This is a genomic window from Methanomicrobiales archaeon HGW-Methanomicrobiales-1, assembly GCA_002839675.1.
GTDB lineage: Archaea > Halobacteriota > Methanomicrobia > Methanomicrobiales > Methanospirillaceae > Methanoregula.
Genome location: PGYM01000003.1, coordinates 79754 through 105393 on the forward strand (window position 1 = coordinate 79754; position 25640 = coordinate 105393).

The window sequence follows — 25640 nt, forward strand, 5'->3', positions numbered from 1 at the left end:
CCCGCCGACTATCCTTCAACCCATCCTTCATCAATAATAATACCCACTCCCCCATCAGAAATCAACTCTTTCACCCCTGCCTCTTTCAATGCCTCGTACGTACTTTTCATTCCAATCTCATCTGGCACAAATATAATGAATCCATCCCGGCCCCGCGTCAACAATACACGGTAACTATTAGTGCGGAGCTGGTGAGGATCCTTTGCTTTATTCAACCGGGATTTCTTCGGGCTCTTCCAATGATCCTCATCCCATACAAAATCATTACCCCAACACACTATAGGAAAATCTAACTCAAGCCCCTGACATGAGAATTCCGTGACAACCTCGCGGAGTGAACAGCATGATGAAAACGAATTTGGAGGGTCATTATACCATTGACCGACTCGGATGTTACGCGTACAATTCCAATCTGTATTGATTCCGAATCGCCCCAGATTTTTTGCCTTTGAAGATGCCATCAGCCCGAACCGGGTGTCATCTTCGCCAGCGTATCGCTCTCTCACATAATTGGCTGCGACATTGATGTCGTTCGTGACATATAGATCAAAACCTTGACTGGAGAGATTCTCTGACAGCGCTTTTGCCCCTGCGAGATTATTCTCAAGCAATCGCTGCACCCAACGCGTTACATCTTCGGCAAGATGGGACCGAAGAGTAACATTCAGATCAAGAACAGGATTGATCTCACGGTCCGGAATTGCGGGGAATTTGTCAGCAATTTTATCAGGGCAATGGAGAATCCATTTTTTCTGCATCTTCGATAATGCCGTATTCCATTGCGCTAGACCAGACTCTTCGCCAATGTGAATCTCCTGCCCTTCACCAATGAGAGCGACCATCAAGACCCACGAGTTCATACGCTCGGCAAGTCGGAGGAAATCTTCCGGTTCGGATAATGTATGTTTTCGTTTCTCTTCGACACGGTCGGCATCCCACGCACGCTGCGCTTCATCAAAGATCCAGATATGCTCGTGAGGGAGCTTAGTTTTCGCTCCACCGTAGTCTTTTAGAAATCCGTGAACCGCTTGAACATAGAATTTATTTTTCAAAGCATGTTGCAGGACCTTGACGAGTGGGCCATTGCCGGAGAGAAAGACCGCATTGTTTCTGATCTCGGAGTTGTCAAGTTCGTTCTCATAGACAAGTTGAATCCCGACAAGTGTCTTGCCCGACCCGGGAACGCCGGTTACAAGCGCAAGATGGAGTTCGTTATTCTGTTTTGCCTTCCGTGCGATGGAGATAAGTTCAGCGATTGTTTTTGGAATACCGGCGCTCTCGGCACGATGGATTTTCTGCAATTTTGTCTTGTCATCCCAAAGTGTCTTTGCCGCTTTGATAAGCGATGGGAGAGGAGCATAATCTGATTCGAGCCACTGTCGAGAATCAATGAGTGGCAATGAATTAGACCCGATGAGGTTTCCGAGAGAGATTCCGAGTGTATCAGCCGATACAATGGTTGTTCCGTCATACACCCGGTCAATATTTTTTGCTCGGGTTAATACAAGGATTGGGTGAATTATGTGTGTTTGTGATCCAGCATGATAATAACGGAGATCCCGTGCATACGCATTGACCTGATCGACGTGTGCCGGTAAAATTTTCCGGTAATCTTTGAATTCAAGGACAAATATTGCCGATGAGCCAAGTATGATAACGTCAGGGCGTCTTCCCCTTTCGCGGGGTAATTCAAATTCAAAGATTATGGTGAAAGTACCAGTCACGGGTTTTACATGCACGAGGTTTTGTAACTCGGTATGGAGGACATCGAATGAGTGGGCCCATGCAGCGTGTTGGCTGTCGTCTGCCGGAGAATTCATGTTTTGTTGATGATGCTCATGGAGTGAGGTGAGCCATGCGGATTTATCTGTGGATAGGAAAGTGCTGATGGATCCAAACCAACCGCAGGGATCGTTATGAAGACTCATCAATCAAGCATCTCGATTACTGTAGGTAAGCCGGGATGAGTCAATAAAGATTCGCGTTTACCTTCCGGGGCAAGCCCACGCGGCTGGGGCATCAGCCCCATTGAGCGTAACTCCTCACACCCCATCCCGCCGCATCTGGTACACCCGGTACCCGGAAAAACCCACACAAACAACAAACACCGCCAGGAAAAAATACCAGCCCGTATCAAGGGAGCACGCTTGCTTCCCGCCGCTCCACGCCACCCACTGGCTGCACTGCCACGGCGCAATGATAAGAAGATCCGGGAGACCAATAACGGACCCGATGAACGCGAAGTGAGAAAATCCCAACACCGTGATATCTTTATTGAAAACCTATCCCTCTTATGTCCTCCGGGCGGGATCCGGCAATGCAGTCCTTGACGGAAATTTCCTGCGGCGTTAAAAGGACCGGTGTCTCCCGCCCGGGACCGGGTGCACCCAAGAGGGGGGGATGCCCCGGTTGAGCGTTAACCCATGTGCATATCCTTATGTATTCTCACAAAAAACAGAACTGGTAAGGAACTGGTGAAGAAATGAAATCGAGGGAGGAGATTATGGATGCGTTGTCCGACCTGGCTGATGAGCTCAGGAAAAATTACAAAGTCGAACGCATCGGCCTTTTCGGATCGTACGCACGGCAGGAGCAGCGCCCGGACAGTGACATCGATCTTCTGGTGGATTTTTCCGATGATGCTGATCTCTTTGACCTGGCTGAGCTGAAATACTTCATGGAAGAAAAGCTACACCACCGGGTGGATATCGTACCCGCACGGGCTCTTCGCGACGAACTTAAACGATCTGTGCTCGCTGATGTGAGTTATGTATGAGGAGTTACCGGATCTATCTCCACGACATCATCGATGCAATGGAAAATATCGAAATATTTACTCACGGAATGTCTTTTGAGGAGTTCTGTGCCGATGCAAAAACGATCAGCGCTGTACGGGACAAGCTGATAGTCATCGGAGAAGCGGCAAAGCATATACCGGTGAAAATCCGGGAGAATCATCCGGAGATTGCCTGGCGGGACATGGCCGGAATGAGAGACATCCTTACTCATGCTTATTTTAAAACCGATCTGACAATGCTTTACAAGACAAGCGTTATCAGGATCCCCCAGCAGAAACCGCTGCTCAAAAAAATGTATAGCGCAGACTCTTGAATGGTTCCATTTTCAAGGCCCCGGCGGTTGCCCTGTCAAAATGTAAGATTTTGCGGGCTTTGGGAAAAACCCGCTGATCCAAAAATCCCCCAACCCAACCCTTATGCCCTCAGCGGTACTTCTGCTTTCTATCACGAACGGAGAACCTCAATGGAACACTCGGACAAATGGGCGGGCAGCCTTCGCGAAATCTGCTATCCGGTTGAACGATATCTCCTGGGCTACCCGGTCAGGGACAAGGAACGTCTCGCCGGCGCCATCATCAGCAACGCGTTCCTCAACGAGACACCGGATTTCGAGCGGCTCAAGAACGACTCTGCCGACAAGAGCCTCGCAACCATCGGGGATTATGTGCTCGACTTTGCGATCCTCGAACATTTCCCCCGGAAGGATCGCACCACATCACAGGAGATCAATGCGTACCGGGAACGGTATGGCAACAACGCAGCGCTGCACGACTTTTCCCGGACCCATCTCCAGCTGCAGAACTTCATCCTCTGGGGGCCCGATGAGAAGACCAGGCAGGTCTGGGACCAGGGCCTGGTGCTCGCGGACCGTTTCGAGATGCTCATCGGCGTCATTTATCTTGAAAAAGACATAGGGGCCGTCAGGACGTTCCTCGATAAACATAATTTTTTCCCGGCGATTGACACCTTTGGAAAGACGAGCTGACAACGAAATACGCAACCTCCGGGGGCAAGCCCACGCGGCAAGGGGCGGAGCCCCGTTGAGCGTAAAATAAAAATCCCCGTATCCTCACACCCCATCCCCCCGCATCCGGTACACCCGGTACCCGGAAAAACCCACACAAACAACAAACACCGCCAGGAAAAAATACCAGCCCGTATCAAGGGAGCACATCTGCTTCCCGCCGCTCCACGCCACCCACTGGCTGCACTGCCACGGCGCAATGATAAGAAGATCCGGGAGACCAATAACGGACCCGATGAACGCGAAGTGAACACCGTGATATCTTTATTGAAAACCTATCCCTCTTATGTCCTCCGGGCAGGATGCCGGGATTTTTGCGGGAAAATGGGGGAGGTGCCGCCGTGATGGAGCTGACCGGGCGGTCGGGTGCTTTGTTATCTGATAACCGTACTGCTTTTCCGATATTTATGAAAAAAAGGATGATTTATTCTGAACCAGAGACCGTTTTAGCCTGTTTCTGCATTTCAAAGATCTCGTTGCATATTTCATCGAGATCGTTACTGAGCCACTGCTTGCGCTCCTTGGTATAATCTCCCTTTCCGTGATCAAACATCTGAATGAAGCGGACCATGTCAACGGGACCAAGTGTCTTACGCAGGGCATCGATTCCTTCATCATGAATTTCATGCAGTGTCTTCACTTTCATTCCTGGTCACCTCCTCATACCATGCAGCAGGATTTACGATTCGTATAGAAATTATATCGCTGTGGTGGCTCATAATGTTTTTCAATGCGTCATCAGTCGTGACCAGGACCGTCGCACCTGCCCGTTCCGCACAGGCAATATGCAATGCGTCAAGGGCCTTTACTCCCAGCTTCATAAGCCCCGCAGCACGCTCCTTTATTGCCAGATCTACGAGAATATTTGTCGTCGTCTTTGCGGCGAAGGTGCTCACGTACCGTTTTCTATCGTGATCAACAATTTTGGCAACCTCATACGTGATTGCGGAACTCCAGATAAGTTCCCAGTCCCGGGAACACCGGTTCAGGATTGCAATGACGGCTTCGCTTTCATACCGGATTCTCGGTATAAGCTGGTCGTCAAATGGCCGGCACAGGCAGCACACGTCGAGATAGACTTTCACATACGCCTCCTGATTCAACCATTCTCTTCCGGAATCAATAAATGATTCTGTTTACGGGGGATGATTCTCAAACAGGAAAATGAACATAGGCCTTTTTTGCTTTCATGTATATCGCACTTTGCAATCCGCTGCCGAGTAGATGTCGGGTTCATTTTCAAGAAATTCTAAAAAGGGAGTACTCTTCAAAGTGCAGCAAGAGCATTCTTTCCCTGCCCGTCCGACTTTTTTTGTCGCGAAGGATTCTTTTTTGCAGGATGAACCGTGGGAGGCTGTGGGGCCGCCTTCGCTGTCATTATGGGTAGTTGTCTATTTAACGGGATGAGGTTTGTGGTACCGGATGGACCTTTTGTACGGGGATGGCGTGACCGACACGAGAAACTTAATGTTAGTTGGAGAACCGGATAACGGATTGCGGTGAAATTCCCGGCATCGTACTTTTGTATTAAAAACCGATCGCTCTTATGTCCTCCGGAAAGTGTCCCTGCCGGGGCAATCCTGACCCATTTGGTAACACAAAAAAAACCGGCTGGAATGATTATTCCTTCAAATACCCCTCAACTCCCACCAGCATTTTCTGACCATTCAATCAATTTTCTCTTCAGTTCTTCTTTTGAAGGCAGGTAGAGCTGATACTGGGAAGCGTAAATGTTTGCATCTTCTGGCAGGGTGAGCCTGACGAGGGCATCATTCTTTGTCTTGCAGAGAATAATTCCAATAGTCGGGTTCTCGTTATCGAGTTTTACTTCGCGATTATAATAATTGACATACATCTGCATCTGGCCGAGGTTCTCATGCGTGAGTTTTCCGATCTTGAGATCGATCAGGACATAGCACCGGAGAATCCGGTTGTAGAAGACAAGATCCACAAAAAAATTGTCGGCATCGAAGGTGAACCGCTTCTGCCGGGATTCGAAAAGAAAACCTTTGCCGAGCTCCAGCAGGAAAGTTTCGAGTTTCCCGATAATCGCTGATTCCAAGTCGTTTTCGGAGTAATGTTCTTTCTCATCGAGACCGAGGAATTCGAGAACATAGGGATCTTTGAGCACGTCCTGCGGATTTCCGATAATCTGTCCTTTATCCGCGAGGGATTTCACTCCTTGTTTATCCCGGCTGAGGGCGAGCCGTTCGTAGATTCCTGAGTTGAACTGCCTTTTTAGTTCGGAAAGTGACCATTGGTTTTGTCCGGATTCTATTTCGTAAAACCGGCGTTCGTCCCGGTTGTCGATATTCATGAGGAAGATGTAATGGGACCAGCTGAGGGTGAAATGGGGTGTCAATTTTGCAGACAGTGTCTGCATAATTGGCGTTTCCGTCGGTATTTTGGCTGGCAATTCCCCAGACCCTGTCTGGGAAATCTGGGGGATGGTCTCGCGATATTCGATATAAAAGTCGCGCATGTATCTCAAATTTCTCGTCGAAAACCCTTTCCCAACCTCATGGGTCAATCGCTGTGAAAGTTCATCGAATATTCGCTCCCCGTATTCCGCCCGTCTGTTTCCCTGTTGTTCATACTCCACGATCCTCCGGCCAATCTGGAAGTTGGTGCTGACCTGCAGGGTGTTTATGTTCTGGCTGGCGGTCCTGCGTGCGCTTTGTACCAAATCCCGGATCTCTTTAACGAGAGGATGGAGGGGTTCTCCGGGAGGTTTTACTCTTTGGGTCCTGGGTTTCATGGTTGAATCGCGTTCCTTATCCAGTGTGTCGATACTCATGAGGATAAGGAACCCGGTTGGCGGGGTGAAAGTGATTGGTCGACACTTTATCAGGGGCTTTGACGGGAACGAGGGAGCCGGAGATTTTTCTGTTATCCGGGAGTACAGATTATGAAAAATTTCCAGCCGGGGTATACCATACGGTTCAATGCCGGTACGGGTGGGCCGGGCCACATACGTGAAGCGACCCCGTCCTCTCTTTGATTGACGGAACCGGATCGGGAGGGAGCTGTCGTCAACTGCCGGAACCGGAATCCAAACCTTAAAAAAAATTATAAAAAAAACTTACCCTCTCTTCCCCTTCTTCTTCCCCGGCACCACCGGCCCGGCCGAAATGAGCCCGGAGGTGAAATCCCCGGCATCCATTGCGTGAGATTTCTCACCATAAGAGACCGCAGGGGCAATAAACCGGAAGAATTCCCGCGAGTACTCCTCGTAGCTGAACCCCTCGGCCTCGATCACCCGTTTCCATTTGTCTTCCATGGACAGGATGCCCATGAAGGAGATCATCAGGTACATCGAGATCAGGAACGCATCGAGATCGGCCCGGATCGTACCGTCACCGATGCCCTCCCGGACAGCATCCTGCAAAATCATCCGGCATGTGCCATACCCTTTGCCGATCTCTGCGGTATACGGGTTCTCTTTTGAGAAACGTTCAGACCCGTAAAAGTGGATCAGCCGCAGGTAATCCGGGTGTTCCTCCGAAAACCGGTAATAGGCCTGGCCCATCAGGGTTACCTTGACCATGCCCGTGACCTCTGCCTCCCTGCATTCCCGGAATTTTTCCTCCAGGATCGAGACGCCCCGGAGCACAATGGCCGCATAGAGCGCCTCCTTATTTTTGAAATAGAGATAGAGGGTGGCCTTGTTCAGCTCAACCTCGTTGGCGATCCCGTCCATGGAGACATCGTCGTACCCGCGGGAAAAGAAGAGGCGCTCGGCGGTATCCAGGATCTCTTTTTTCCGCTGCTCCTTTTCCCGTATCTTTCGTTCAGAGATTCCCATACCTTTCACCCAGCTGGCCCACCCTGAATTTACTCATCATAAAAAGTATTCCGGCTCCTTTCGCTCATTATACAATGTGTTTAACCGCAACGAAGCTTCCCTGACCAGGCCGGGTTTTATCGTTCTTGCGTGTTTGGGACAGTGTTTGATGCAGGCACAGCACGTGATGCATTTTTCCGTGTCGATCGCCCTGCTGTTTTCCGGATCAATGGCCCCGACCGGGCATCCCTTTGCACACGCCCCGCACTGGACACACGCATCGCTGACCGCAATAAAATCAACATTCCAAAAGATGGAATCTTTCCGGTAAGGATGAATCGGTTCTCCCCGGTAAGGATGACCGCCGGGGATTTTTGCTTCAGGAATCCGGCCGGACAATGAACCAGACTGAAGTTTTTCAAGTATCTTTTGCCCGAACAGTTCTGCGAGTTTCCGGTCAGATGCATCCGGGCGACCAACGGCGGTTGGTGTTTCGGCAGTGGAAAAGGAGTGTTCCCCGATAAACGCTGCACCGGCGATCGGATTGCATCCACGTTCGGTCAGGATATCATTCAGCTCGAGCAGGGCATCGTCATACGCGCGATTGCCATACACGACAACGCCGACAGCAGGTGTATTATTCGCCTGTATCTCCTGCAGCCATTCGCCTGCATGTGCCGGTATTCTTCCCATATACACTGGCACGCCGACAATGAGTAAATCATCTTCCGATGTCTGTAATGGCTGCATTCTCGCAGCCGGCCGGGTAATATCCCGCTCTTCTACAGGGCCGGGATATATTCCGCGTGCGATTTCCTGGACAACCGCTTTTGTTGTTCCCGTAGGTGAAAAATATACTAATTTAATTGATGGTATTTTCATGTAACTTCCTCCTGAAGGTGCCGGATTTTCCCGGGTCATTCTCGTAATGCTCTTTTACCGGTGCGATTGTCTTTTGAGCAGCCGGGCCCTGTTCTTTCCGGCTGCTTTCCCGTCACCGCATCAGAGAATCTTTTTTCCGGGTTCAGGGCCCGGTTTAACCGCGTACACACCCGTGATCTTCACGAGCACTGCGGACTTTGGCACAAATTTCGGCCAGTTCTCCTTCATCCAGGCAATGTTCTGCCGGAAGATCTCGTCATTCGTATGGACCGTGACGGTACCTTTGATCTGGAACCCGCCTTTGTCCCCCCACCATGACAGGGCGATTGCCGGGTTCTCCTGCAGGTTCGCTAGCGTCTTGTTGAAGTACTGATCCGAGATGAGCAACGTCCCGTCATCCCGTACCTTGAACGCTGCGATCGGGACAACATTGGGAATACCTTCTTTTGACGATGTTGCAAGGAACGTGACCTTCGTTCCCTGGAGCGATTCTTTGATTTCCGGTGTCAGGGTAATCATGGAATTATCTCCTCCACTTTTGTAGTGAAATATCCTGGAATCTGCCCGGAGGCAGTTTCAGTACACAATATTCTCTCTTGGTTAAAATATAACTATCGGTTAGTTTGTAACCCGCGGTATTATTGGGAGCAATCCGGTTACCGGATTTTAGTGGGGCCGTTGCCAATTGCCGGAACCGGTGGAACCGGGAAGCGCACGAAGGATGAAACAAAAAGTGGAAGGATATTTTAACCCCGCCCCATTATCTGTAACGGTAAATCATGCGCACACTCTATCTCTATGTCCTCGATACTTTTGCCGACTGGGAGCCGGGCCATGTCCTGGCCGAGCTCCGTTCCGGGCGATTCCTGAAAGATCCGGCACTCCGGTATTCCGTTGTACTCTGCGGCAGTACCTTAGATCCCGTCACCACGATGGGCGGGCTGCATCTGACGCCGGAAGTTCTCATAACCGATATCCGCCCCGTTCCCGGCGATGTGCTCGTGCTGCCGGGAGCAGATACCTGGCTTGATCCGGCACAGGCGCCCACCCTCAAGGTGGCAAGCCGGTTGCTCGATGAAGGAATACTTATCGCCGCTATCTGCGGTGCGACACTTGGCCTTGCAAACGCCGGCCTGCTGGACAAACGCCCGCACACGAGCAACGATCCTGCTGCCCTGAAAATGTTCTGCCCGAACTACCGGGGCGAAAATCATTACGTGAACGAACCCGCAGTAACGGACGGCAATCTCATCACCGCAACCGGACTTGCACCGGTGGAGTTTGCGTACCAGGTATTCCGGAGCCTGGATGTCATGGCACCAGCAACGCTCGAAGCCTGGCACGGGCTTTATGCCACCCGGCAGCCCGAATATTTCTATGCCCTGATGGGATCCCTGGCGCAACGGTAGGGATTCCTGAGCGTGCGGGTGGAGTAGAACCGGTAACCTGATGGGGCCGCCGTCAATTAATGGAACCGGGGGCACTAAGGAGCGCCGGTACTGACGGGTCAGAGTACGCAGGATGAAACAATATATTCATCTTACAATATACGCAAAGATAGAAAACGGTAAGAGGTTTTTAAAAAATGACTCCCGATTCTGGCGAATGGTTTCGACAGGCACAATATGACCTCGGTACTGCCGAATCCCTCGTCTCCGCCGGGCGTTATCCCCCGGTGATATTCTTTTGTCACCTCGCACTCGAAAAAGGCTTGAAAGCTCTATACATTGAGAAGTTCAACGAAAATCCGGATAAGACCCACAGCCTGATCTTTCTGGTTGAAATTCTCGAACTGGAATTACCTCAGGAGTATATGGAATCCCTGTTCGTTATCAATCGTATCGGCATTACCGGACGATATCCGCATAACCTTGATGTGGTCCTTGAACAATATACCAAAGGAAAGACAGTTAAGATCCTAAACGAGACAAAGGAGATTCTTACATGGTTGACGCACAAGTTCTCGAAGCGGTAAATTTTTTCAGCGCTATAGTAAGGGAAAACGGCGTTCATATTAACGACCTTATCCTGTTTGGGTCTTTTAGTACGGGAACCGCAACACCACTAAGTGACATCGATATCGCGATTATATCCAAAGATTTTGCCGGCAAGGATATTTTTGAGCGGGCCCTCATGACAAAAGATGCGGAAATAAAGACCGTCAGGAAATTCAAAGTGGCTCTCGATGTACTTACGCTGACCCCGGAAGAATACCGGGATCCGATGTCCCTTATTGCAGGCACGCTCAGAAAAGGAATTGTTGTGCCGACTGTCTCATCAGCCTGAAATAATAGGGATGAATTTTCCCGGGACCCGCTTTTCGTCCTGACCTGTGGTGCGGACCGTCCTCTCCTTCGATCGATGGACCCGGGACCGGATTTGCAGGAGGCCATCGTCAATTACCGGAACCGGGGGTACTAATAAGAGCTGGTGCAGAAGGGCCGGATTGTGATGGAATCCAGAGTATCCCCTGTTCAGCTCTTTATCCCCGGGCTTTCTCCCTTGTATCCCGGGCAAACGCGGTTGTCCGTGATCCCCCTCCTTTTTTACGATGCTGCTAAAATATTACTGAGATACTATGACGCGTTACGGTTTCATTGGCACCGGTTCGATGGGGAGCATGCTGATCCGGAAATTCATCGGGTCCGGTCTTGTTGCACCCTCAGCTATTTCCGCCAGCTCAAAGAGCGGGATATCGGCACGGGCACTTGCCGGAAAGACCGGCATCACTGCGGCGCCGTCCAACCGTTCCGTTGCAGAAACTGCCGATGTCCTCTTCCTCTGTGTAAAACCTCTCCAGGTCAGGGACGTTCTCGATGAGGTCAGGGACGTACTGAAACCCGGTGCCCTCCTTGTCTCCATTGCAGCGTGCGTGAGCCTTGATAACCTCCATGACTGGACCGGGGATACGGTTCATTGCATCCGGATCATCCCGAGCGTGACGGCGGAAGAGAGTGCCGGTATCTCGCTTGTGGCATGGGGCCACAGAGTAACCCCGGAAGATAAAAAAATCCTGCTCGGTCTTTTGAATGCCATCGGGACAGCAGTGGAGACTGATGAGCTGAATTTTGATCCCTATACGGACCTCACCAGCTGCGGCCCGGCCCTGATCGTTGCAATGATGCGGGAGTTTGCCGGGGCCGCTGTCCGGACCGGAACCATCCGGCCCGAACTCGCGGAGTACCTGGTAAAGGAGACGATGATCGGTACAGCCCGGATCCTTGCCGGCGAACAGATGACGTTTGACGATGTTATCGGCAGAGTTGCAACGAAAGGCGGCAGCACGGAAGAGGGCGTAAAAGTTCTTCAGGCCCGGCTCCCGGAAGTGATGGATGAAGTCCTTTCAGCCCTGGATGCAAAGCGCCGGGTTGTGAGCGACAAGGTTGCCGGCGGGGAATAAGATCCATCCTGCGTAAAAAAAAATATCCCTCTCCCCCCAATCCCTATATTACCCTCCGCTCCCCAGTAAATTCTGAATAAAAACGCCGGCCCCCTTACCCCCGGGCAATTCCACCACGCTTATCACTATTCTCGGCGTATTGCTGGTGTATGAAAATTGCATTCGCCATCCTTGTGATTATCCTTGCCGTGCTTGCCTGCGGGTGCACGGCCACGGCGCCGGCAACACCGGCAGCATCGGCAGCCACACCGGCCGTAACAGCGACCACAACTATTCCCGGGGTAACCGGCATCTGGACCGGGACCACCGTAGGGCACAGCCAGCTCGAAGGGTTCCGCGAACACACCTCAGCGGTCTACAACATCTCGGCCCAGCAAGGCCACGCGTTCGCCGGTACCAAGGAGTACGTGAGGGCAGACGGCAACAAGTATACCGAGAATTTCTCCGGCACTGTTTCGTCCCGTGGGGAGATCTTCATGGGCGACAATATGGGTGGCATTGCGGACGGCATGATGACCGGGCCGGACTCCATGGAACTCGGGTATGCTGAAGACGGGCCGGATACCAAGGCCTACCTCCTGATACTCAGCCGGCAGAAGTAATGGGATCCCCCTTTTTCTTTTTTTATCGTGACAATTATCTTATGACCGGGTAGCCGGTCCCTTTGTAGTCGTACGGGACAGCTGCATGGATGTCTGCGTGCGGTGGGGCGGTGCCGTCCTCTCAGCGATTGACGGACCCGGAACCGGATTGGTACCGGCCCCGTCGTCAATTGCCGGAACCGGGGGCACTCAGGAGCGCCGGTACTGATATATTACCACGAAACGTGGGTTAAAGAACGAATACGATTTGAGCACATTTTCCTTCAATTCGGAAATAAGGAATATATAAAACGAGTCAAAAGCGAGTATTCGTTTTACGGGCTGTACCAGATTAGAGTTTTATATATCCCCCCGCTGCCTCACATCACCGCGCCATCAGCGCGAACACACCCCATCCAAGATATTCACGCGTGTACGCGGCGTAGCGTTTTGGTTCCAAAGTCAGTTTGGCCCTGACCTCTTTTACGAAGTCGTCATCGGGATTTGCTTCGAGCCATCGGCGCATGGTGAGCCACTTGGCCGCTTCGTACCTGTCCCAGCCTTTTTGGTCAGCCAGAACCATTTCTACAACATCGTAGTCGAGGTCGCTAAAAGACGCGAGAAGTTCCGGGAGCATGAGAAAGTCGGAGATAGAATTGGCATCGCATCCCTTGGCAACGTCTTCTGTCGGGGGTAACCGCGCCCAGTAGGGCTCTCCGATGAGGATGATTCCTCCGGGGCGGAGACTCTTTGCCAGAAGCCCGATGGTGCCGGCGACTCCCCCACCGATCCACGTGGCACCGAGACAGGCTGCCACATCGACCTTTTCGTTGGCAACGTAGCCGGCAGCGTCGCCGTGGATGAACCCGACCCGGTCGGCAACTCCGAGTTCTTCAGCCCGGAGTTTCGCCTGCTCGGTGAACAACTGGCTCATGTCGATGCCGACGCCGCTGATTCCGTAATCGCGTGCCCAGGTGCACAGCATCTCGCCCGAACCGCTGCCGAGGTCGAGCACACGAGCCCCCGGTTTCAGGCGCAACGCTGCGCCAAGAGTGGCGAGATTTTCTGGTGTTAACGGGTTATGGATACGGTGAGCACTTTCGGTGATGGTGAAGATACGTGGGATGTCCAATGTACAACCTCCTTTTCCTAAGTTGTGTAATAACGGGAATACATCCTTTGTGACTGTTGTGGATATGGGTTTTAATATCACACAACAGCCTCAACGTTCCCTGGTTGTTGCTCTGGTGTAAACCGGCGCGAGCGAGCTTTGGCCCGGGAAATTTTCTGCTACAACCGGAACCCGGCCAAATATTTTTCCGGCTCGTACCGGATCCGGCCGGAAAATAATCCGCTGCATTGCCGGGTCGGGTTCTACGGAGGATGGGAGCGATTGCTCCGGTATCGGTCGCATGTGGTGGGGTCGGGCCGGAGCTGATGCGGGCGGCCCTCTCACCAGATGGGAGAGGAGGCCGTCGTCACATCTCCGGTACTGAGGGTAATGAGAGGCGCCGGTACTAACGAGTCGTAAGCATGTTGGTATGGCCCCGTCCTCTATTCGGTTGACGGCCCAGGAACCGAATAGTGAAGGTTGCCTTCGTCAATGCTGGTACTGATGGCACTGAGTAGTGCTCAATAAATGGGAGAGGTCCTTCAAATGTTCTAACCTTCGCTTTCTGTCGAAAATCTATTCGTTTCAAAAAAGCTTAGAAAATGCGCGGATGATGATTTCAGACCCGTGTAATACAGCATTTATGTAATGCAGGGCATTCGTACTTTATATACTCAATTTTACATACCATTTAAGGGATCACATGATTGCAAAAAAGGGTCGAAACCCTGTATAGGTTCCGAAAACCAGAATAAATTTACCAATTATCTGTTTTTCGTTATCTTTACTTAATGGTATCGATTGTTTTTCAATCGGTGATCAGGATAAGTATGGATAACAAAAAACTTCTCATCATCGGCGGCATAATTGTCGCCGTTTACGTTGTGATCCTAATTATTGGCGGAATTGGTTCTGTTGGATCCTCAACCGGCCACTTTGTCAAGGATATCACTAATGGAACGTTTGTTGAACAACCGGCAGCTTCAATAGAAAAAGCTGGAACTGATCTGACCACTTCAGCCAATCATGCATTTGGATACTTAACTGGATTTTTAGTGCTTTGCGGACTGATCTGGGTTGGAGCAAATAAAAAATAATTTTTTTGGAAAAATTAAAAGAACAGAAGATTTTCCAAAGGTGTGTGAAAATATTATGAGTTTTGTAAAGGCATTGATTGGAATTGTAGTAGCTATTGTTTCATTCCTTATTTCATCTTGGGGAAACGATATTCACAACAATATTATTATGGTAATCTTTTTTCTCATTGCGGTAGTTGCATTCTTTTATGCGATATATGAATGGAAAAAAGGTGACTAATCTTTTTTACTTTACGGAAAATTTTGACTGGTACTTAATGGCTCTCATCTCTTGCACGCGTATTATTATCCCCCGCTCCCCAGTATAATTAAATGAAAACTCCGGCCCCCGTCTATACAGCCCTCGCCTCTGCCACCTTCCGGGCATATCGTGAAGCCGTCATCCGCCTCCCCCCGGATGTACTCCGCGTAATCGATCAAGCCGCTGCCGCCGAAACAAATCCCGTAGCCCGGGGAGAGTTTGCCAATATTTTAAACAATATCGCCATGGCCGAGAAACTCGGCGTCCCGATGTGCCAGGATACCGGCGTCCCGGTAATTTACCTCACCATCCCCCCGGATGTTCCGCTCACTCAGGAACTCTACGCAGCAGTAGCCGATGGCGTCCGGAGAGCAACGAAAGAAGTACCCCTCCGGCCGAACGTGGTCGATCCCCTCACCCGCCACAATACCAACGACAACACCGGCGCCGGCATGCCGGCCATCCACGTCAAACCCGGGGAAAAATTCTCGGTCACCGTCTTTCCCAAGGGTGCGGGTGCCGAGAATATGTCCCGGATCGGCATGCTCCTCCCTTCGCAGGTGAAGCAGATTGAAAAGTTCGTGGTCGAGACCGTCTACCTTGCGGGCTCCCGGCCCTGCCCGCCCATCGTGATCGGGGTCGGCATCGGCGGGACTTTTGACGGCGCAGCCGCGATGGCAAAAGAAGCGCTCCTCCAGCCGCTCGACCGGATGACAGACTACGAACGCGGGATCCTTGCGGCCGTGAACAAACTTGGCATCGGGCCAATGGGTCTGGGCGGCGACTTCACCGCATTAGCAGTAAAGGTCAAGACGGCCGGGTGTCACACGGCATCGCTGCCGGTTGCGGTGAATATCCAGTGCTGGGCGAACCGGCATGCAACGGTTGAGGTGACGCTATGAGCGCGAAGACTGCAATGCCCGTCCAGCTGAGGACCCCGCTTGGCGAGGAAGTGCTGGCGCTTCACGCGGGCGACCATGTCGAACTCTCGGGTCTCGTGTACACGGCCCGGGATGAGGCGCACCTCCGGATGCAGAAAGACGGCATCCCGTTCGATCCGAAAGGAGCGGTCATCTATCACTGCGGCCCGGTGATCCAGGGCAAGCGGGTGGTAGCAGCCGGGCCAACGACTTCCGCCCGGATGAACGAGCTCTCGGGTTTCCTGTTCGAAAAAGGCGTGCGGGCGCTCATCGGCAAAGGCGGCATGGGAACGCGCGTGCGGGAGCAGCTGAAAGGAAAGGGCGTGTATCTCGCGTTCACCGGCGGGTGTGCAGCCCTTGCAGCGGATCGCATGACCCTCAAGGGCGTGTTCTTCGAGGACCTTGGCATGGCAGAAGCCGTCTGGGTGATCGAACTCGACCGGCTCCCGCTCGTAGTCGGTATCGATGCGCACGGCAACGATATCTTCGGCGATGTCAGCAAACACGCGGAAGCGGAATATGCCCGGTACCGGCAGTCATGAACGCTTCCGGCAGGGCATGCATAAAGAATAGGTTTTTTTCACTACAACGGTTACATTGTACGTTAGGATATTTTCCATGAAACTCGCCATTGACGAGACCCGGTGTAAGGGTTGTAACCTGTGTACAAAGGTCTGCCCGTATAAGATCTTCCGGGAGGGCAAGAGGCTCAACCGCAAGGGTATTGCACTACCGGAACTTGACCGTCCCGAGCGCTGCACCAACTGCCGGCTGCAGAAACTCTATGGCCGGCAGCTCTGCGGGGTCTGCCAGCTCACCTGCCCAGACCAGGCAATTCACTGGATCGAGGAAGAGCCGTACGAACTCCATAAGGTGGCGATTGAATATTGACACGGACTGAATTCTGGCAGGGAAATACTGCCTGTGCAGAGGGTGCATTAGCAGCCGGATGCAATTTCTTTGGCGGGTACCCCATCACTCCCTCCACGGAAGTTGCCGAACACATGGCAGTAAAGCTCCCGAAGAAAGGCGGGGTCTTCATCCAGATGGAAGACGAGATCGCCAGCATGGCCTCGATCATCGGCGCTGCCTGGACCGGCGCCCGTGCCATGACCGCAACGAGCGGCCCCGGTTTCTCCTTAATGATGGAGAACATCGGGTTTGCCGTCATGACCGAGACTCCCTGCGTGGTCATCAACGTCCAGCGGGGCGGTCCCTCCACCGGCCAGCCTACGATGTCGGCCCAGGGCGATATGATGCAGGTGCGGTTCGGCTCCCACGGCGATTTTTCCATCATCGCGCTCTGCCCTGCAACCGTGCAGGAAATGTACGAGCTGACCGTGAAGGCGTTTAACCTCGCCGACAAGTACCGCGTGCCGGTCTTTCTCATGGCAGACGAGACGGTCGGGCACATGCGGGAAAAGATCATCGTCCCCGACAAAGTTGAGCGGGTTGAGCGAAAGCCGCTCGTTCCCGGCACCCCGCCATTCAGGGCAGATGCCGACCTCATCCCCGGCTTTCCCCAGTTCGGCAAGGGCCACCATGTCCATGTCACCGGGCTCACCCATGATGAGCGGGGCTACCCGGCGGCAACGAACCCGGGACTCCATGCAGCCCTCGTCAAGCGCCTCGTTGACAAGATCGAGAATGCCCGCTACGATATGGCGGACTACGATATCATCAACCCTGACGCCAGCCGGGTCTTCATTGCCTACGGCGGACCGGTGCGGACCGTCCAGCAGGTGATGCATAACCTGAAAGACAAGGACATCGGGTTCCTCCGGATCCGCACGGTCTGGCCGTTTCCGGAGAAGGCTCTTGCGGAGTTCAAAAACGCAAAAGCGTTTTTTATCCCGGAGATGAACCTCGGCCAGATGGCCCGCGAGATCGAGCGCCACGTAAAAGTGCCGGTCGTCAGCATCCCCAAGATCGGCGGAGAACTGCATACGCCCGCTGATCTCGTGAAAGCTTTGGAGGCGCACCCATGAGCTACGAGGACTGGTACCGGCAGGACCGGCTCCCGCATATCTTCTGTGCCGGCTGCGGCAATGGTACGATCATCAACTGCACGCTTGCAGCAATCGAGCAGATGGACTGGAAGAAGGAAGAGACGGTCTTTGTCTCCGGTATCGGCTGCTCCTCGCGGGCCCCCGGCTACATCCTCACCGACTCGCTTCACACCACCCACGGGCGGGCTATTGCGTTTGCTACCGGTGTCAAGATGGCAAACCCGGACCTGAACGTGGTCGTCTTCACCGGCGACGGCGACATGGCTGCCATTGGCGGCAACCATTTCATCCACGCCTGCCGGCGCAACATCGACCTCACCGTCATCTGCATGAACAACCAGATCTACGGTATGACCGGCGGCCAAGGCAGCCCGACCACGCCCAAAGGCTGCCTCTCGTCCACCACTCCCTTCGGGTGTAACGAGACCCCGTTCGATCTCTGCGAACTTGCAACGGCTGCGGGAGCCAACTATGTCTCCCGCTGGACCTCGTATCATGTGAAGGAGCTGGAGAAGGCAGTCAAGGTAGGTCTCGAGACCAAGGGCTTCTCGTTCATCGAGGCGCTGGTCCAGTGCCCCACGGCATTCGGCCGCCGGAACAAGTTCCGGCAGGTGGCAGACCATGTCGAGTATCTCCGTTCGCACTCGCTCCTGAAAGCAAAACGCGACCGGATGCTGGAGAGTGGCGAGCATATCCCTGAGGATATGTACATTGTCGGGGAGTTAACGAAGCGGAACCGGCCGGCCATGGGGGTAAAACCATGAGGCACGAAGTGCGGTTCTCGGGCTTTGGCGGCCAGGGTATCATCCTCTCGGCAGTGATTGTCGGGAGAGCCGCTGTCATGTACGACAACAAGTATGCCGTCCAGACGCAGGTCTATGGGCCGGAAGCCCGGGGCGGGGCCTCGATGAGCCAGGTGATCATTGACGATGACCCGATCCTCTACCCCAAGGTGGCCACACCCGACATCTACCTGATCATGTCGCAGGAAGGCTTCGAGAAGTACGGGGCCGTGGCCGAAGACCCCTCTATTATGCTGGTCGACTCGACCCTCGTCCACTCCCGGCCCAAGTGCCGGTGCATCGAGATTGCGGCCACCCATGAAGCCAAACAGACGCTCAAGAAAGATATCGTGGCAAACATCGTGATGCTCGGTGCCCTTGTTGCCGCAACCCATGTCGTGAGCGAGGAGTCCCTCCGGAAAGCCATTCTCGATTCCGTGCCCAAGGGAACCGAGGATCTCAACTTAAAAGCCATGCAGCTTGGCCTGCAGCTGGGAAAGCAATCATGAAGTTACGTGAGCATGAGGCAAAAAACGTCATCAAGGAGTTCGGGATCCCCGTCCCGGCAGGATTCCTGATCCGCACTGCAGCAGAATTACCGGCCCATCTCGATGCGCTGGGCGACAAGATCGTCTTAAAAGCGCAGGTGGATGTCGGCGGCCGGGGCAAGGCCGGCGGTATCCTGATGGCGGACAAGAAGACCGCTGTCGCAATTGCTGAAGAGCTCTTCAAAAAGGAGATCAAGGGGCTCCCGGTCAAGGAGATCCTTGCCGAGCAGCGGCTCGATATCCAGCACGAGTATTATCTCTCGATCACGGTCGACCGCTCCAGCAAGCAGCCGCTTATCCTGTTCACGGAGGAAGGCGGCGTTGACATCGAGATCACCGCAAAGGAAATGCCCGGTGCGATACGAAGAGTGATCGCAAACCCCCTCATGCGGGATCTTCCCCCCTTCATGCTCCGGGAGCTTGTCGGAAAAGCGCCAAAGGAGATCATGCCGATCATCAACAAGCTCTACCGGGTCTTTCTGGAAAAGGATGCCCTGCTCGCCGAGATCAACCCGCTCGTCACGACCCCGCAGGGAGTCTTTGCGGCCGATGCGAAGATCATTGTCGATGACAATGCGCTCGGGAGGCAGGGTATCACGGTCAACCGCGATCTCACGGATCGCGAACGCGAGGCAGAGAAGCACGGTTTCTCGTACGTGGAACTCAATGGCGCGATTGGCGTGATCGGCAACGGTGCCGGGCTCACGATGTCAACTCTTGACTTGATCGAGTTCTATGGCGGAAAGGCAGCAAACTTCCTTGATGTTGGCGGCGGTGCCGAGAGCGAACGCGTCATGCACGCGGTGCGGCTCGTTGCCAGTGTCCCGACCGTCAAAGTCATTGTCGTGAACCTGCTGGGCGGGATCACCAAGTGCGATGAGGTGGCAAAGGGCATCATTGCGGCCGGCATATCCCAGAAAGTGATTGTCCGGCTCGCGGGCACGAACGAAGCGGAAGGCCGGCGTCTCCTCACCGAAAAAGGCTACGAGATGCTCCCGACGATGGATCTCGTGGTCAAGAAAGCAGTCGAGGTGACAGCATGATCTACGGCGATAAGAAGACCGGCATTCTCGTGCAGGGAGCCACCGGCAAGCAGGGCGAGTTCCACATCGGGCTCATGAACTCGTACGCCCGCGAAGTTGGCGGCCGGGGCGTTGTTGCGGGTGTCACCCCCGGCAAGGGCGGCCAGCAGGTGCACGGCGTTCCGGTGTACAATACCGTCAGGGAAGCGATGAGCGAGCACGATATCGGGGCCAGTGTGATCTTTGTGCCGGCCGGCGCAGCAGCCGATGCGATCATGGAAGAGGCAAACGCCGGTATCGAAACGATCGTCTGCATCACGGAGCACATCCCCGTGCATGACACCATGAAGGCGGTCGCGTACGCCCGGATGCAGGGCTCTGCGGTCATTGGCCCCAACTGTCCCGGGCTCCTTTCGCCCGGCGAAGTGAAGATGGGGATCATGCCATCGGGATTATTCTCACGCGGGAATGTCGGTGTCATCTCCCGGAGCGGCACTCTCACGTATGAAGTCGTGGATGAGCTCACCCGGGCCGGCATCGGCCAGAGTTCCGTTGTCGGGATCGGTGGCGACCCGGTGATCGGCCAGACATTTGTAGACGTGCTCAAACAGTTCGAGAACGATCCGCAGACAAAGGCGGTCGTGCTGATTGGCGAAGTGGGTGGCAACCTCGAAGAGGAAGGAGCGAAATGCACTGACCTCCCGATTGTGGCCTACATCGCCGGCATCTCTGCTCCTCCAGACAAGCGGATGGGCCACGCGGGTGCAATCGTGGAGGGCGGCGAAGGCGATGCCCGGTCCAAGATTGCCCGGCTCAAGAAAAACGGCGTGCCGGTTGCATCCCGCCCCTCGGAGATTCCGGATATGGTCCGGAAGCTCTTCTGCGGGTGCTGATTTTTTATTTTTAAATTTCGTTATCACTAGGAAAAGAACATGGGGAAGGCCGAGAGAACACCCGGTAGCATCGTGGCAGGTTTATGACCGCTGCACAGGATGATCCGGTCTCCCCTCCGGCACCCGGTACGGGCAATTCCCCGAATCTCCCGATTCCTCCGTGTGCAGCCCCCGGTCTGGATCCCGAGGGCCACCGGGTGGATCTCTACCTTGACCTCGGGCGGACCCTTTACGATGCCGGGGCCTCGGTCCAGCGTATCAATGATTCCGTGCGGTACTGCGCCCGTGCCTTCGGGGATGACGATGTCCATGCGTTTGTGGGCAATGAAGCAGTTGAAGTCGGCCGCCGTACCGGAGATCGCACGCAGATCCGGATGCACGCGTTCCGGGAACCGGTGCGGGTCAATGCCACCACCCTGCAGGGTGTCAGCCGGATGCTCGCTTCTTTTAAGACCTCGTGTCCCACGCCCGGGTCAGTCAGGGACCGGCTCCAGGAATTACGGGGACTGCCCCTGGTCTTTCCGGCATGGGCAACCATCATCGCAGTCGGTGCGGCCTGTGCCGCATTCGCGTGGCTGAACCATGCCGACCTGCTCTCCCTCTGGGTAGTCTTCATCGCCGCTTCGATCGGGTTTGCCGCAAAGCTCTATGCCTCCCCCCGGTCCGGCAACCTGTATCTTACCGTGCTGCTGTCAGCACTCGTTGCATCGGCCGTTGCGCTCATCCTGCTGCCGCTCTCCCATACGGCAACCACAGAGACGGCACTCATCTCATCACTCCTGTTCCTCGTGCCCGGTACCATTCTCATCAACGGCGGGCTCGACATCGTGCGGGACCATACCGGCTGCGGGATTGCTAGGCTCACCTCCGTCATGGCACAGCTGCTGGTCATCACGGGAGTCCTGCTGATCCCGCTCTCCCTGATTGCCCCGGAAACGGGCGGTTCTTCTCTCATCTCTGTTGGGCTGGCTGGTATCCTGGTCAGTACAGTCGCTGCCGGTATTGCTGCATTCGGTTTTTCACTCATAATGAATATGCCCCTTGCCGCTCTCCCGGGATGCGTGATCTGCGGATGCGCTGCACGGATTATCCGGGAAGTTGCGATCCTTGCCGGTCTCGATCCTATCATGAGCATCTTCATTGCCATGGCGTCGGCTACGCTTCTCGCGTTTGTGATCGGCCGGTTCACCCATGTCACGGAAGTGGTGATAGCAGTGGCGGCCGGTTTGCCGATGATCCCCGGGCTTGCCGCAATCGTGGGGCTCAATGGTCTCTTCCAGCTCGCTCATCCGTCGGCAGTATTCCAGTCCGCTCTAATCCAGACAACCCTGCAGAATTCCCTGTATGCTGCGGGTGTTTCGCTTGCGCTGGTGGCGGGGATTATCTTCCCGCTCATTATCATCACGCGGGGGAAGCTGAGGATATAACGAGTGGGTTGATCTCTTTCAGGTTCGGGAGGAATCGGTGTTTCTCCCAATTATTCTTTTTAGAAACTCGCTGAATTTTCCAGTTAAAATCTAAAAGTAAAAGTTTTGCTTATGCTAAATAGTCAGATTCAGTGATGGGGGTTGAGACCCCCATTCCCCCCTCAACGATAGACCCCGCCGCCCCCGACAGGGCGCCCCCGCGGCGAATCAATGACGAACAAAAAATGAAAAAATATTTGCAAAAAAATCACATTGCCCCGCCGTGCCTAAAGAGAGGCCCTGAGGTGGGGGAGCATCGCTAAATAATTTCATGGGACTTCTGATGAACATGAGCGGATTCCTGATTATTTTATGATATCCAAAATTTCATAAAAAAGAAAAAATAGGTTGATTCTCCGGTAATCCCATGCCTTTTCCGGATCCCCGCGTATGATTCTTACGCCCTGCCGGTGCAGGCAAAGTCGACATACCCGTTCATCGGGTCGGTCTTGAGCAACCTGACCCGGACTTTCTCGCCAACCCTGAGGCCCTGCTGGCCCTGCATGACCCTGCCTTCTGCCGGGGGAGTGATCAGCCGGACATAGGTGCCCTTGTCGGAGGCACCGGTGACCAGTGCATCGAACGAGGTGCCGATCCGGTCCTGGAGTAACACGGCAGCCGCGGCTTTGCGCATAAACCGCTCGACTTTCTTGGATTCTTTCTCTTTCTCGGTGAGCCATGTTGACTGGCTGACGAGTTCTTCTAGGGTGTAGGGGCTCTCCGTCTTGTCGAGCACGGTCTTTACCAGCCGCTGGATGATGAGATCTACATAGCGCCGGTTCGGGGCGGTGCCGTGCGTGTAATCGGTGACCGCAAGGGCGAAGTGGCCGATCGGTTCTTCTGCGGGATCGAGCGGGACATATTCCCCGGCCCCCATCAGTTTTACCACGGTGAGCGACAGGTCGGGAAAGCGCTCCGGATCGGCTTCTTTCCGGCGGCTCAGGAAGTCTGTGAGTGCCTTTGCATCCGGCTTGTCGGGCAGGATCTCGCCGTACATTTCGGCGGTAAGCATAATCCCATCCCAGTGTTTCGGGATGCGGACAATGCGCTGGATCATCGGGATCCCTGCTGCTCCGAGGAATGCGACCGTGGTGCCATTTGCGGCAACCATGAACTCCTCGATCAGGTTCCGTGCCAGGTTCTTCTTCTGGACAATGAGGTCTTTTATGGTACCGTCCTTAACAATGGGTTCGGGTTCTATCGTCTCGAGCTCAAGTGCTCCCTGTTCTGTGCGGAATTTTTTTAACCGGAGTGCGGCCTCGTGCTGCAGCCGCACCTGTGCCTCGAGCCCGCGAGTGTCCCGGATGAGTTCGGGAACCGGGCCGGCGCCTTCCAGCCAGTCCCCGACTTCTTCATAGATGAGCTTGGCCTTATTGGCAACGATCGCCCGGTAGAGGCTGCCGTGACGGACACTGCCATCGGGAAGCACTGCGTACTCAATAACTACGGCCCGGCAGTCCTGTTCCGGCAGGAGTGATGAGATGCCCTTCGAGAGCCGGTCCGGCAGCATGGGGTAGGTGACGATGCCCGTATACACTGAAGTGCCGTTGTAGGACGCGTACTGGTCGGCCTGCGAGTGCTTGGGAACATAGTGATCCACATCGGCAATCGCAATTTTGACCTGGATTTCGTCACCCGGTCCCCGTTCGCAGTATTCCATCTGGTCAAGATCTTCAGAATCGAAGTTATCGATCGATGACCAGAGGAGGGCCCGGAGATCCTGCCCGTCTTTGACAGCCTCCGGGATATCCGGGTGGAGCGCATTTACTTCACGGATAACTGCTTTGGGAAACTCGGGCTTGAAACCGTATTTCTGCATGGCAAAATAGGAGATGGCCTTAAGATCAATGGAACGGTGGTGTTTCATAGGCGACAGATTGGGATTTGGTGGCGGGGAAGATAAAAGGTGTGTGCCTGGTGAAACGGATCGGGGCAGGCATTATCTGCCATCAGTTCCCGATCAGTACGGGGAGCACCAAGCGCCCGAGTCCTGCCATCTTATCATGAACGTCAAACTACCCGGGCATAGCGTGATGTATTTCCTCACCGTCGCGTTCGTTCTCGTATTGGGCATTGTTCTGGTTTTTTTCCAGTCCGCGGCAACCCATCCGGGTCTTGTCCGGGATAATGCAGGCGAATTATCGGCAGATTACCTGTACCATGTCTCGGTTGTCACCCCCCATATGTCCACCGTTTTCCTGAAACTTTTTGTATCCAATGCCGGCGTTGCCCTCTTCATCCTGCTGGTTCCGCTGTACTGGGTATGGGTCTGGTGGCTGAACCCGACCCTGCTTCGCACCGTGATCCGGCTCATGCAAGGAACGGTGTTGCTCCTGGTCCTTGCGCTTGGCTATAATTCCTTCAGCTATGCCTATGTCACGTCCAGCACGTTCCCGTTGCCCGTCTTTTTAGCCATGTATTTCCCTCATGGCTGGCTCGAGATGCTCGCGTTTATCCTTGCCGGGACTTTCTCGCTGGTATGCATCGATGCCCTGCACGAGTACCTGCCTGCTCATCGTAACGAGTCGGCACCGCATGCCGGGGAGATCGTCTGTTTTATTATTGGCAGGGTATGGCGAGTGTTTCTCGGGATCGCTTTCCTTCTTGCCATTGCCGTTGCCATTGAATGCTGGATCACCCCCCATCTGGTCACTTCAGTATGGGAACAGGTGCTGGCATAGCACGTGCTTACCCGGAGATTTGTCTCACGCTGGCGTCCGGGTACGTTCAGCGTAAACCGGGAATGGGCACTTTCCCGTTTCTTTTTTATATACCCTGTGCTGATCACTCATTATGTCTCCACGACAATCCGCGACAAAAGACAAGCCCGCCCTGAAAGCCCCGGTCAAGACCGGACCCGGCCAGGACAGGGATCGCCAGCTGGAAGATGCCCGGCACCATCCGGTTTCCCGCCCGCAACCCCACCCGGAGCACAAGCCTATCAAAAAACCGGTCCTGCCCAAAAAACATACGCCCCATTCCCATCCCCATGGCGACGAGCTGCCCGCCCACACAAATCCGCCCAGCCCTATCAAGCCCGATAAGAAGATAACCAGGACCGGCGCAAAAAAGTGATCAAATC

At 54.0% G+C, this 25640-nt stretch carries 30 protein-coding genes; 20 read left to right on the forward strand and 10 right to left on the reverse strand.

Annotation, left to right across the window (positions count from 1 at the left end; translation table 11 throughout):
- Positions 1-8: 8 nt before the first annotated feature.
- A complete protein-coding gene (locus CVV30_09875; GenBank protein PKL68227.1) occupies positions 9-1928 on the reverse strand; it encodes a hypothetical protein in 1920 nt (639 codons plus the stop codon).
- 114 nt (positions 1929-2042) lie between these two features.
- Positions 2043-2258: a hypothetical protein gene (locus tag CVV30_09880; GenBank protein ID PKL68228.1), complete on the reverse strand. Its 216-nt coding sequence runs from the start codon at positions 2256-2258 to the stop codon at positions 2043-2045.
- Positions 2259-2482: 224 nt separating this feature from the next.
- On the opposite strand from CVV30_09880, the gene CVV30_09885 reads away from it, so the two are divergent.
- From CVV30_09885 to CVV30_09895, 3 genes are read left to right on the forward strand one after another with little or no spacing between them, the layout of a single operon-like run.
- The gene (locus tag CVV30_09885; protein ID PKL68229.1) at positions 2483-2776 is read left to right on the forward strand and encodes a DNA polymerase subunit beta; all 294 of its coding nucleotides are present in this window, start codon (positions 2483-2485) and stop codon (positions 2774-2776) included.
- A complete protein-coding gene (locus CVV30_09890; protein ID PKL68230.1) occupies positions 2773-3111 on the forward strand; it encodes a hypothetical protein in 339 nt (112 codons plus the stop codon). The genes CVV30_09885 and CVV30_09890 overlap by 4 nt, the downstream gene beginning before the upstream one ends.
- Positions 3112-3783 (forward strand): hypothetical protein, encoded by a 672-nt coding sequence (locus CVV30_09895; protein PKL68231.1) that lies wholly within the window; start codon positions 3112-3114, stop codon positions 3781-3783.
- A 463-nt stretch (positions 3784-4246) separates the two neighbouring features.
- Here CVV30_09895 and CVV30_09900 read toward each other — a convergent pair whose 3' ends face one another.
- From CVV30_09900 to CVV30_09925, 6 genes are all read right to left on the reverse strand, one after another.
- The gene (locus tag CVV30_09900; protein PKL68232.1) at positions 4247-4468 is read right to left on the reverse strand and encodes a hypothetical protein; all 222 of its coding nucleotides are present in this window, start codon (positions 4466-4468) and stop codon (positions 4247-4249) included.
- A complete protein-coding gene (locus CVV30_09905) occupies positions 4446-4907 on the reverse strand; it encodes a PIN domain-containing protein (GenBank protein PKL68524.1) in 462 nt (153 codons plus the stop codon). Before CVV30_09905 ends, CVV30_09900 begins: the two co-directional genes overlap by 23 nt.
- A 554-nt stretch (positions 4908-5461) precedes the next feature.
- Positions 5462-6580: a DUF1016 domain-containing protein gene (locus CVV30_09910; GenBank protein ID PKL68525.1), complete on the reverse strand. Its 1119-nt coding sequence runs from the start codon at positions 6578-6580 to the stop codon at positions 5462-5464.
- Between the two features lie 324 nt (positions 6581-6904).
- Positions 6905-7627 carry a TetR/AcrR family transcriptional regulator gene (locus CVV30_09915; GenBank protein PKL68233.1) on the reverse strand — a complete coding sequence of 241 codons (723 nt, stop codon included), beginning with the start codon at positions 7625-7627 and terminating at the stop codon, positions 6905-6907.
- A gap of 36 nt (positions 7628-7663) precedes the next feature.
- A complete protein-coding gene (locus CVV30_09920) occupies positions 7664-8488 on the reverse strand; it encodes a ferredoxin (protein PKL68526.1) in 825 nt (274 codons plus the stop codon).
- Positions 8489-8608: 120 nt separating this feature from the next.
- Complete coding sequence (locus CVV30_09925; protein ID PKL68234.1) at positions 8609-9007, reverse strand: flavin-nucleotide-binding protein; 399 nt, start codon at positions 9005-9007, stop codon at positions 8609-8611.
- A gap of 257 nt (positions 9008-9264) precedes the next feature.
- On the opposite strand from CVV30_09925, the gene CVV30_09930 reads away from it, so the two are divergent.
- From CVV30_09930 to CVV30_09950, 5 genes are all read left to right on the forward strand, one after another.
- A complete protein-coding gene (locus CVV30_09930) occupies positions 9265-9897 on the forward strand; it encodes a glutamine amidotransferase (protein PKL68235.1) in 633 nt (210 codons plus the stop codon).
- Positions 9898-10073: 176 nt separating this feature from the next.
- On the forward strand, positions 10074-10463 hold the full coding sequence (locus CVV30_09935; protein ID PKL68236.1) for a DNA-binding protein: 390 nt from the start codon (positions 10074-10076) through the stop codon (positions 10461-10463).
- Positions 10433-10774 (forward strand): DNA polymerase beta, encoded by a 342-nt coding sequence (locus CVV30_09940; protein PKL68237.1) that lies wholly within the window; start codon positions 10433-10435, stop codon positions 10772-10774. The genes CVV30_09935 and CVV30_09940 overlap by 31 nt, the downstream gene beginning before the upstream one ends.
- A gap of 292 nt (positions 10775-11066) precedes the next feature.
- Positions 11067-11888 carry a hypothetical protein gene (locus CVV30_09945; GenBank protein PKL68238.1) on the forward strand — a complete coding sequence of 274 codons (822 nt, stop codon included), beginning with the start codon at positions 11067-11069 and terminating at the stop codon, positions 11886-11888.
- Between the two features lie 149 nt (positions 11889-12037).
- Complete coding sequence (locus tag CVV30_09950; GenBank protein ID PKL68239.1) at positions 12038-12490, forward strand: hypothetical protein; 453 nt, start codon at positions 12038-12040, stop codon at positions 12488-12490.
- A 364-nt stretch (positions 12491-12854) separates the two neighbouring features.
- Here the strand turns inward: CVV30_09950 and CVV30_09955 are convergent, their stop codons facing one another.
- A complete protein-coding gene (locus tag CVV30_09955) occupies positions 12855-13601 on the reverse strand; it encodes an SAM-dependent methyltransferase (GenBank protein ID PKL68240.1) in 747 nt (248 codons plus the stop codon).
- A gap of 809 nt (positions 13602-14410) precedes the next feature.
- Between CVV30_09955 and CVV30_09960 the strand changes: the two genes are divergently transcribed.
- The 10 genes from CVV30_09960 to CVV30_10005 all read left to right on the forward strand — a co-directional run bounded on the left by CVV30_09960 (position 14411) and on the right by CVV30_10005 (position 22519).
- A complete protein-coding gene (locus CVV30_09960; protein PKL68241.1) occupies positions 14411-14677 on the forward strand; it encodes a hypothetical protein in 267 nt (88 codons plus the stop codon).
- A gap of 312 nt (positions 14678-14989) precedes the next feature.
- Positions 14990-15820, forward strand: coding sequence for a fumarate hydratase (locus CVV30_09965; GenBank protein ID PKL68242.1), 831 nt, complete (start codon positions 14990-14992; stop codon positions 15818-15820).
- Positions 15817-16380: a fumarate hydratase gene (locus CVV30_09970; GenBank protein PKL68243.1), complete on the forward strand. Its 564-nt coding sequence runs from the start codon at positions 15817-15819 to the stop codon at positions 16378-16380. Before CVV30_09965 ends, CVV30_09970 begins: the two co-directional genes overlap by 4 nt.
- Positions 16381-16456: 76 nt before the next feature.
- The gene (locus tag CVV30_09975; protein ID PKL68244.1) at positions 16457-16729 is read left to right on the forward strand and encodes a 4Fe-4S ferredoxin; all 273 of its coding nucleotides are present in this window, start codon (positions 16457-16459) and stop codon (positions 16727-16729) included.
- A complete protein-coding gene (locus tag CVV30_09980) occupies positions 16726-17826 on the forward strand; it encodes a 2-oxoglutarate synthase subunit alpha (GenBank protein PKL68245.1) in 1101 nt (366 codons plus the stop codon). The genes CVV30_09975 and CVV30_09980 overlap by 4 nt, the downstream gene beginning before the upstream one ends.
- On the forward strand, positions 17823-18611 hold the full coding sequence (locus tag CVV30_09985; GenBank protein ID PKL68246.1) for a 2-oxoglutarate synthase: 789 nt from the start codon (positions 17823-17825) through the stop codon (positions 18609-18611). The genes CVV30_09980 and CVV30_09985 overlap by 4 nt, the downstream gene beginning before the upstream one ends.
- Positions 18608-19138, forward strand: coding sequence for a 2-oxoglutarate ferredoxin oxidoreductase subunit gamma (locus CVV30_09990; GenBank protein PKL68247.1), 531 nt, complete (start codon positions 18608-18610; stop codon positions 19136-19138). Before CVV30_09985 ends, CVV30_09990 begins: the two co-directional genes overlap by 4 nt.
- Complete coding sequence (locus tag CVV30_09995; GenBank protein ID PKL68248.1) at positions 19135-20220, forward strand: succinyl-CoA synthetase subunit beta; 1086 nt, start codon at positions 19135-19137, stop codon at positions 20218-20220. The genes CVV30_09990 and CVV30_09995 overlap by 4 nt, the downstream gene beginning before the upstream one ends.
- Complete coding sequence (locus tag CVV30_10000) at positions 20217-21092, forward strand: succinate--CoA ligase subunit alpha (protein ID PKL68249.1); 876 nt, start codon at positions 20217-20219, stop codon at positions 21090-21092. The genes CVV30_09995 and CVV30_10000 overlap by 4 nt, the downstream gene beginning before the upstream one ends.
- A gap of 83 nt (positions 21093-21175) precedes the next feature.
- The gene (locus CVV30_10005) at positions 21176-22519 is read left to right on the forward strand and encodes a hypothetical protein (protein PKL68250.1); all 1344 of its coding nucleotides are present in this window, start codon (positions 21176-21178) and stop codon (positions 22517-22519) included.
- 436 nt (positions 22520-22955) lie between these two features.
- Here the strand turns inward: CVV30_10005 and CVV30_10010 are convergent, their stop codons facing one another.
- Positions 22956-24425, reverse strand: coding sequence for a ribonuclease II (locus tag CVV30_10010; protein ID PKL68251.1), 1470 nt, complete (start codon positions 24423-24425; stop codon positions 22956-22958).
- On the opposite strand from CVV30_10010, the gene CVV30_10015 reads away from it, so the two are divergent.
- Together CVV30_10015 and CVV30_10020 are read left to right on the forward strand one after the other, a co-directional pair.
- Positions 24391-25239, forward strand: a complete 849-nt coding sequence (locus CVV30_10015; GenBank protein ID PKL68527.1) for a hypothetical protein — start codon at positions 24391-24393, stop codon at positions 25237-25239. The two genes, CVV30_10010 and CVV30_10015, sit on opposite strands and share 35 nt — an antisense overlap.
- A gap of 112 nt (positions 25240-25351) precedes the next feature.
- The gene (locus CVV30_10020; protein ID PKL68252.1) at positions 25352-25633 is read left to right on the forward strand and encodes a hypothetical protein; all 282 of its coding nucleotides are present in this window, start codon (positions 25352-25354) and stop codon (positions 25631-25633) included.
- The last annotated feature ends 7 nt before the right edge of the window (positions 25634-25640 follow it).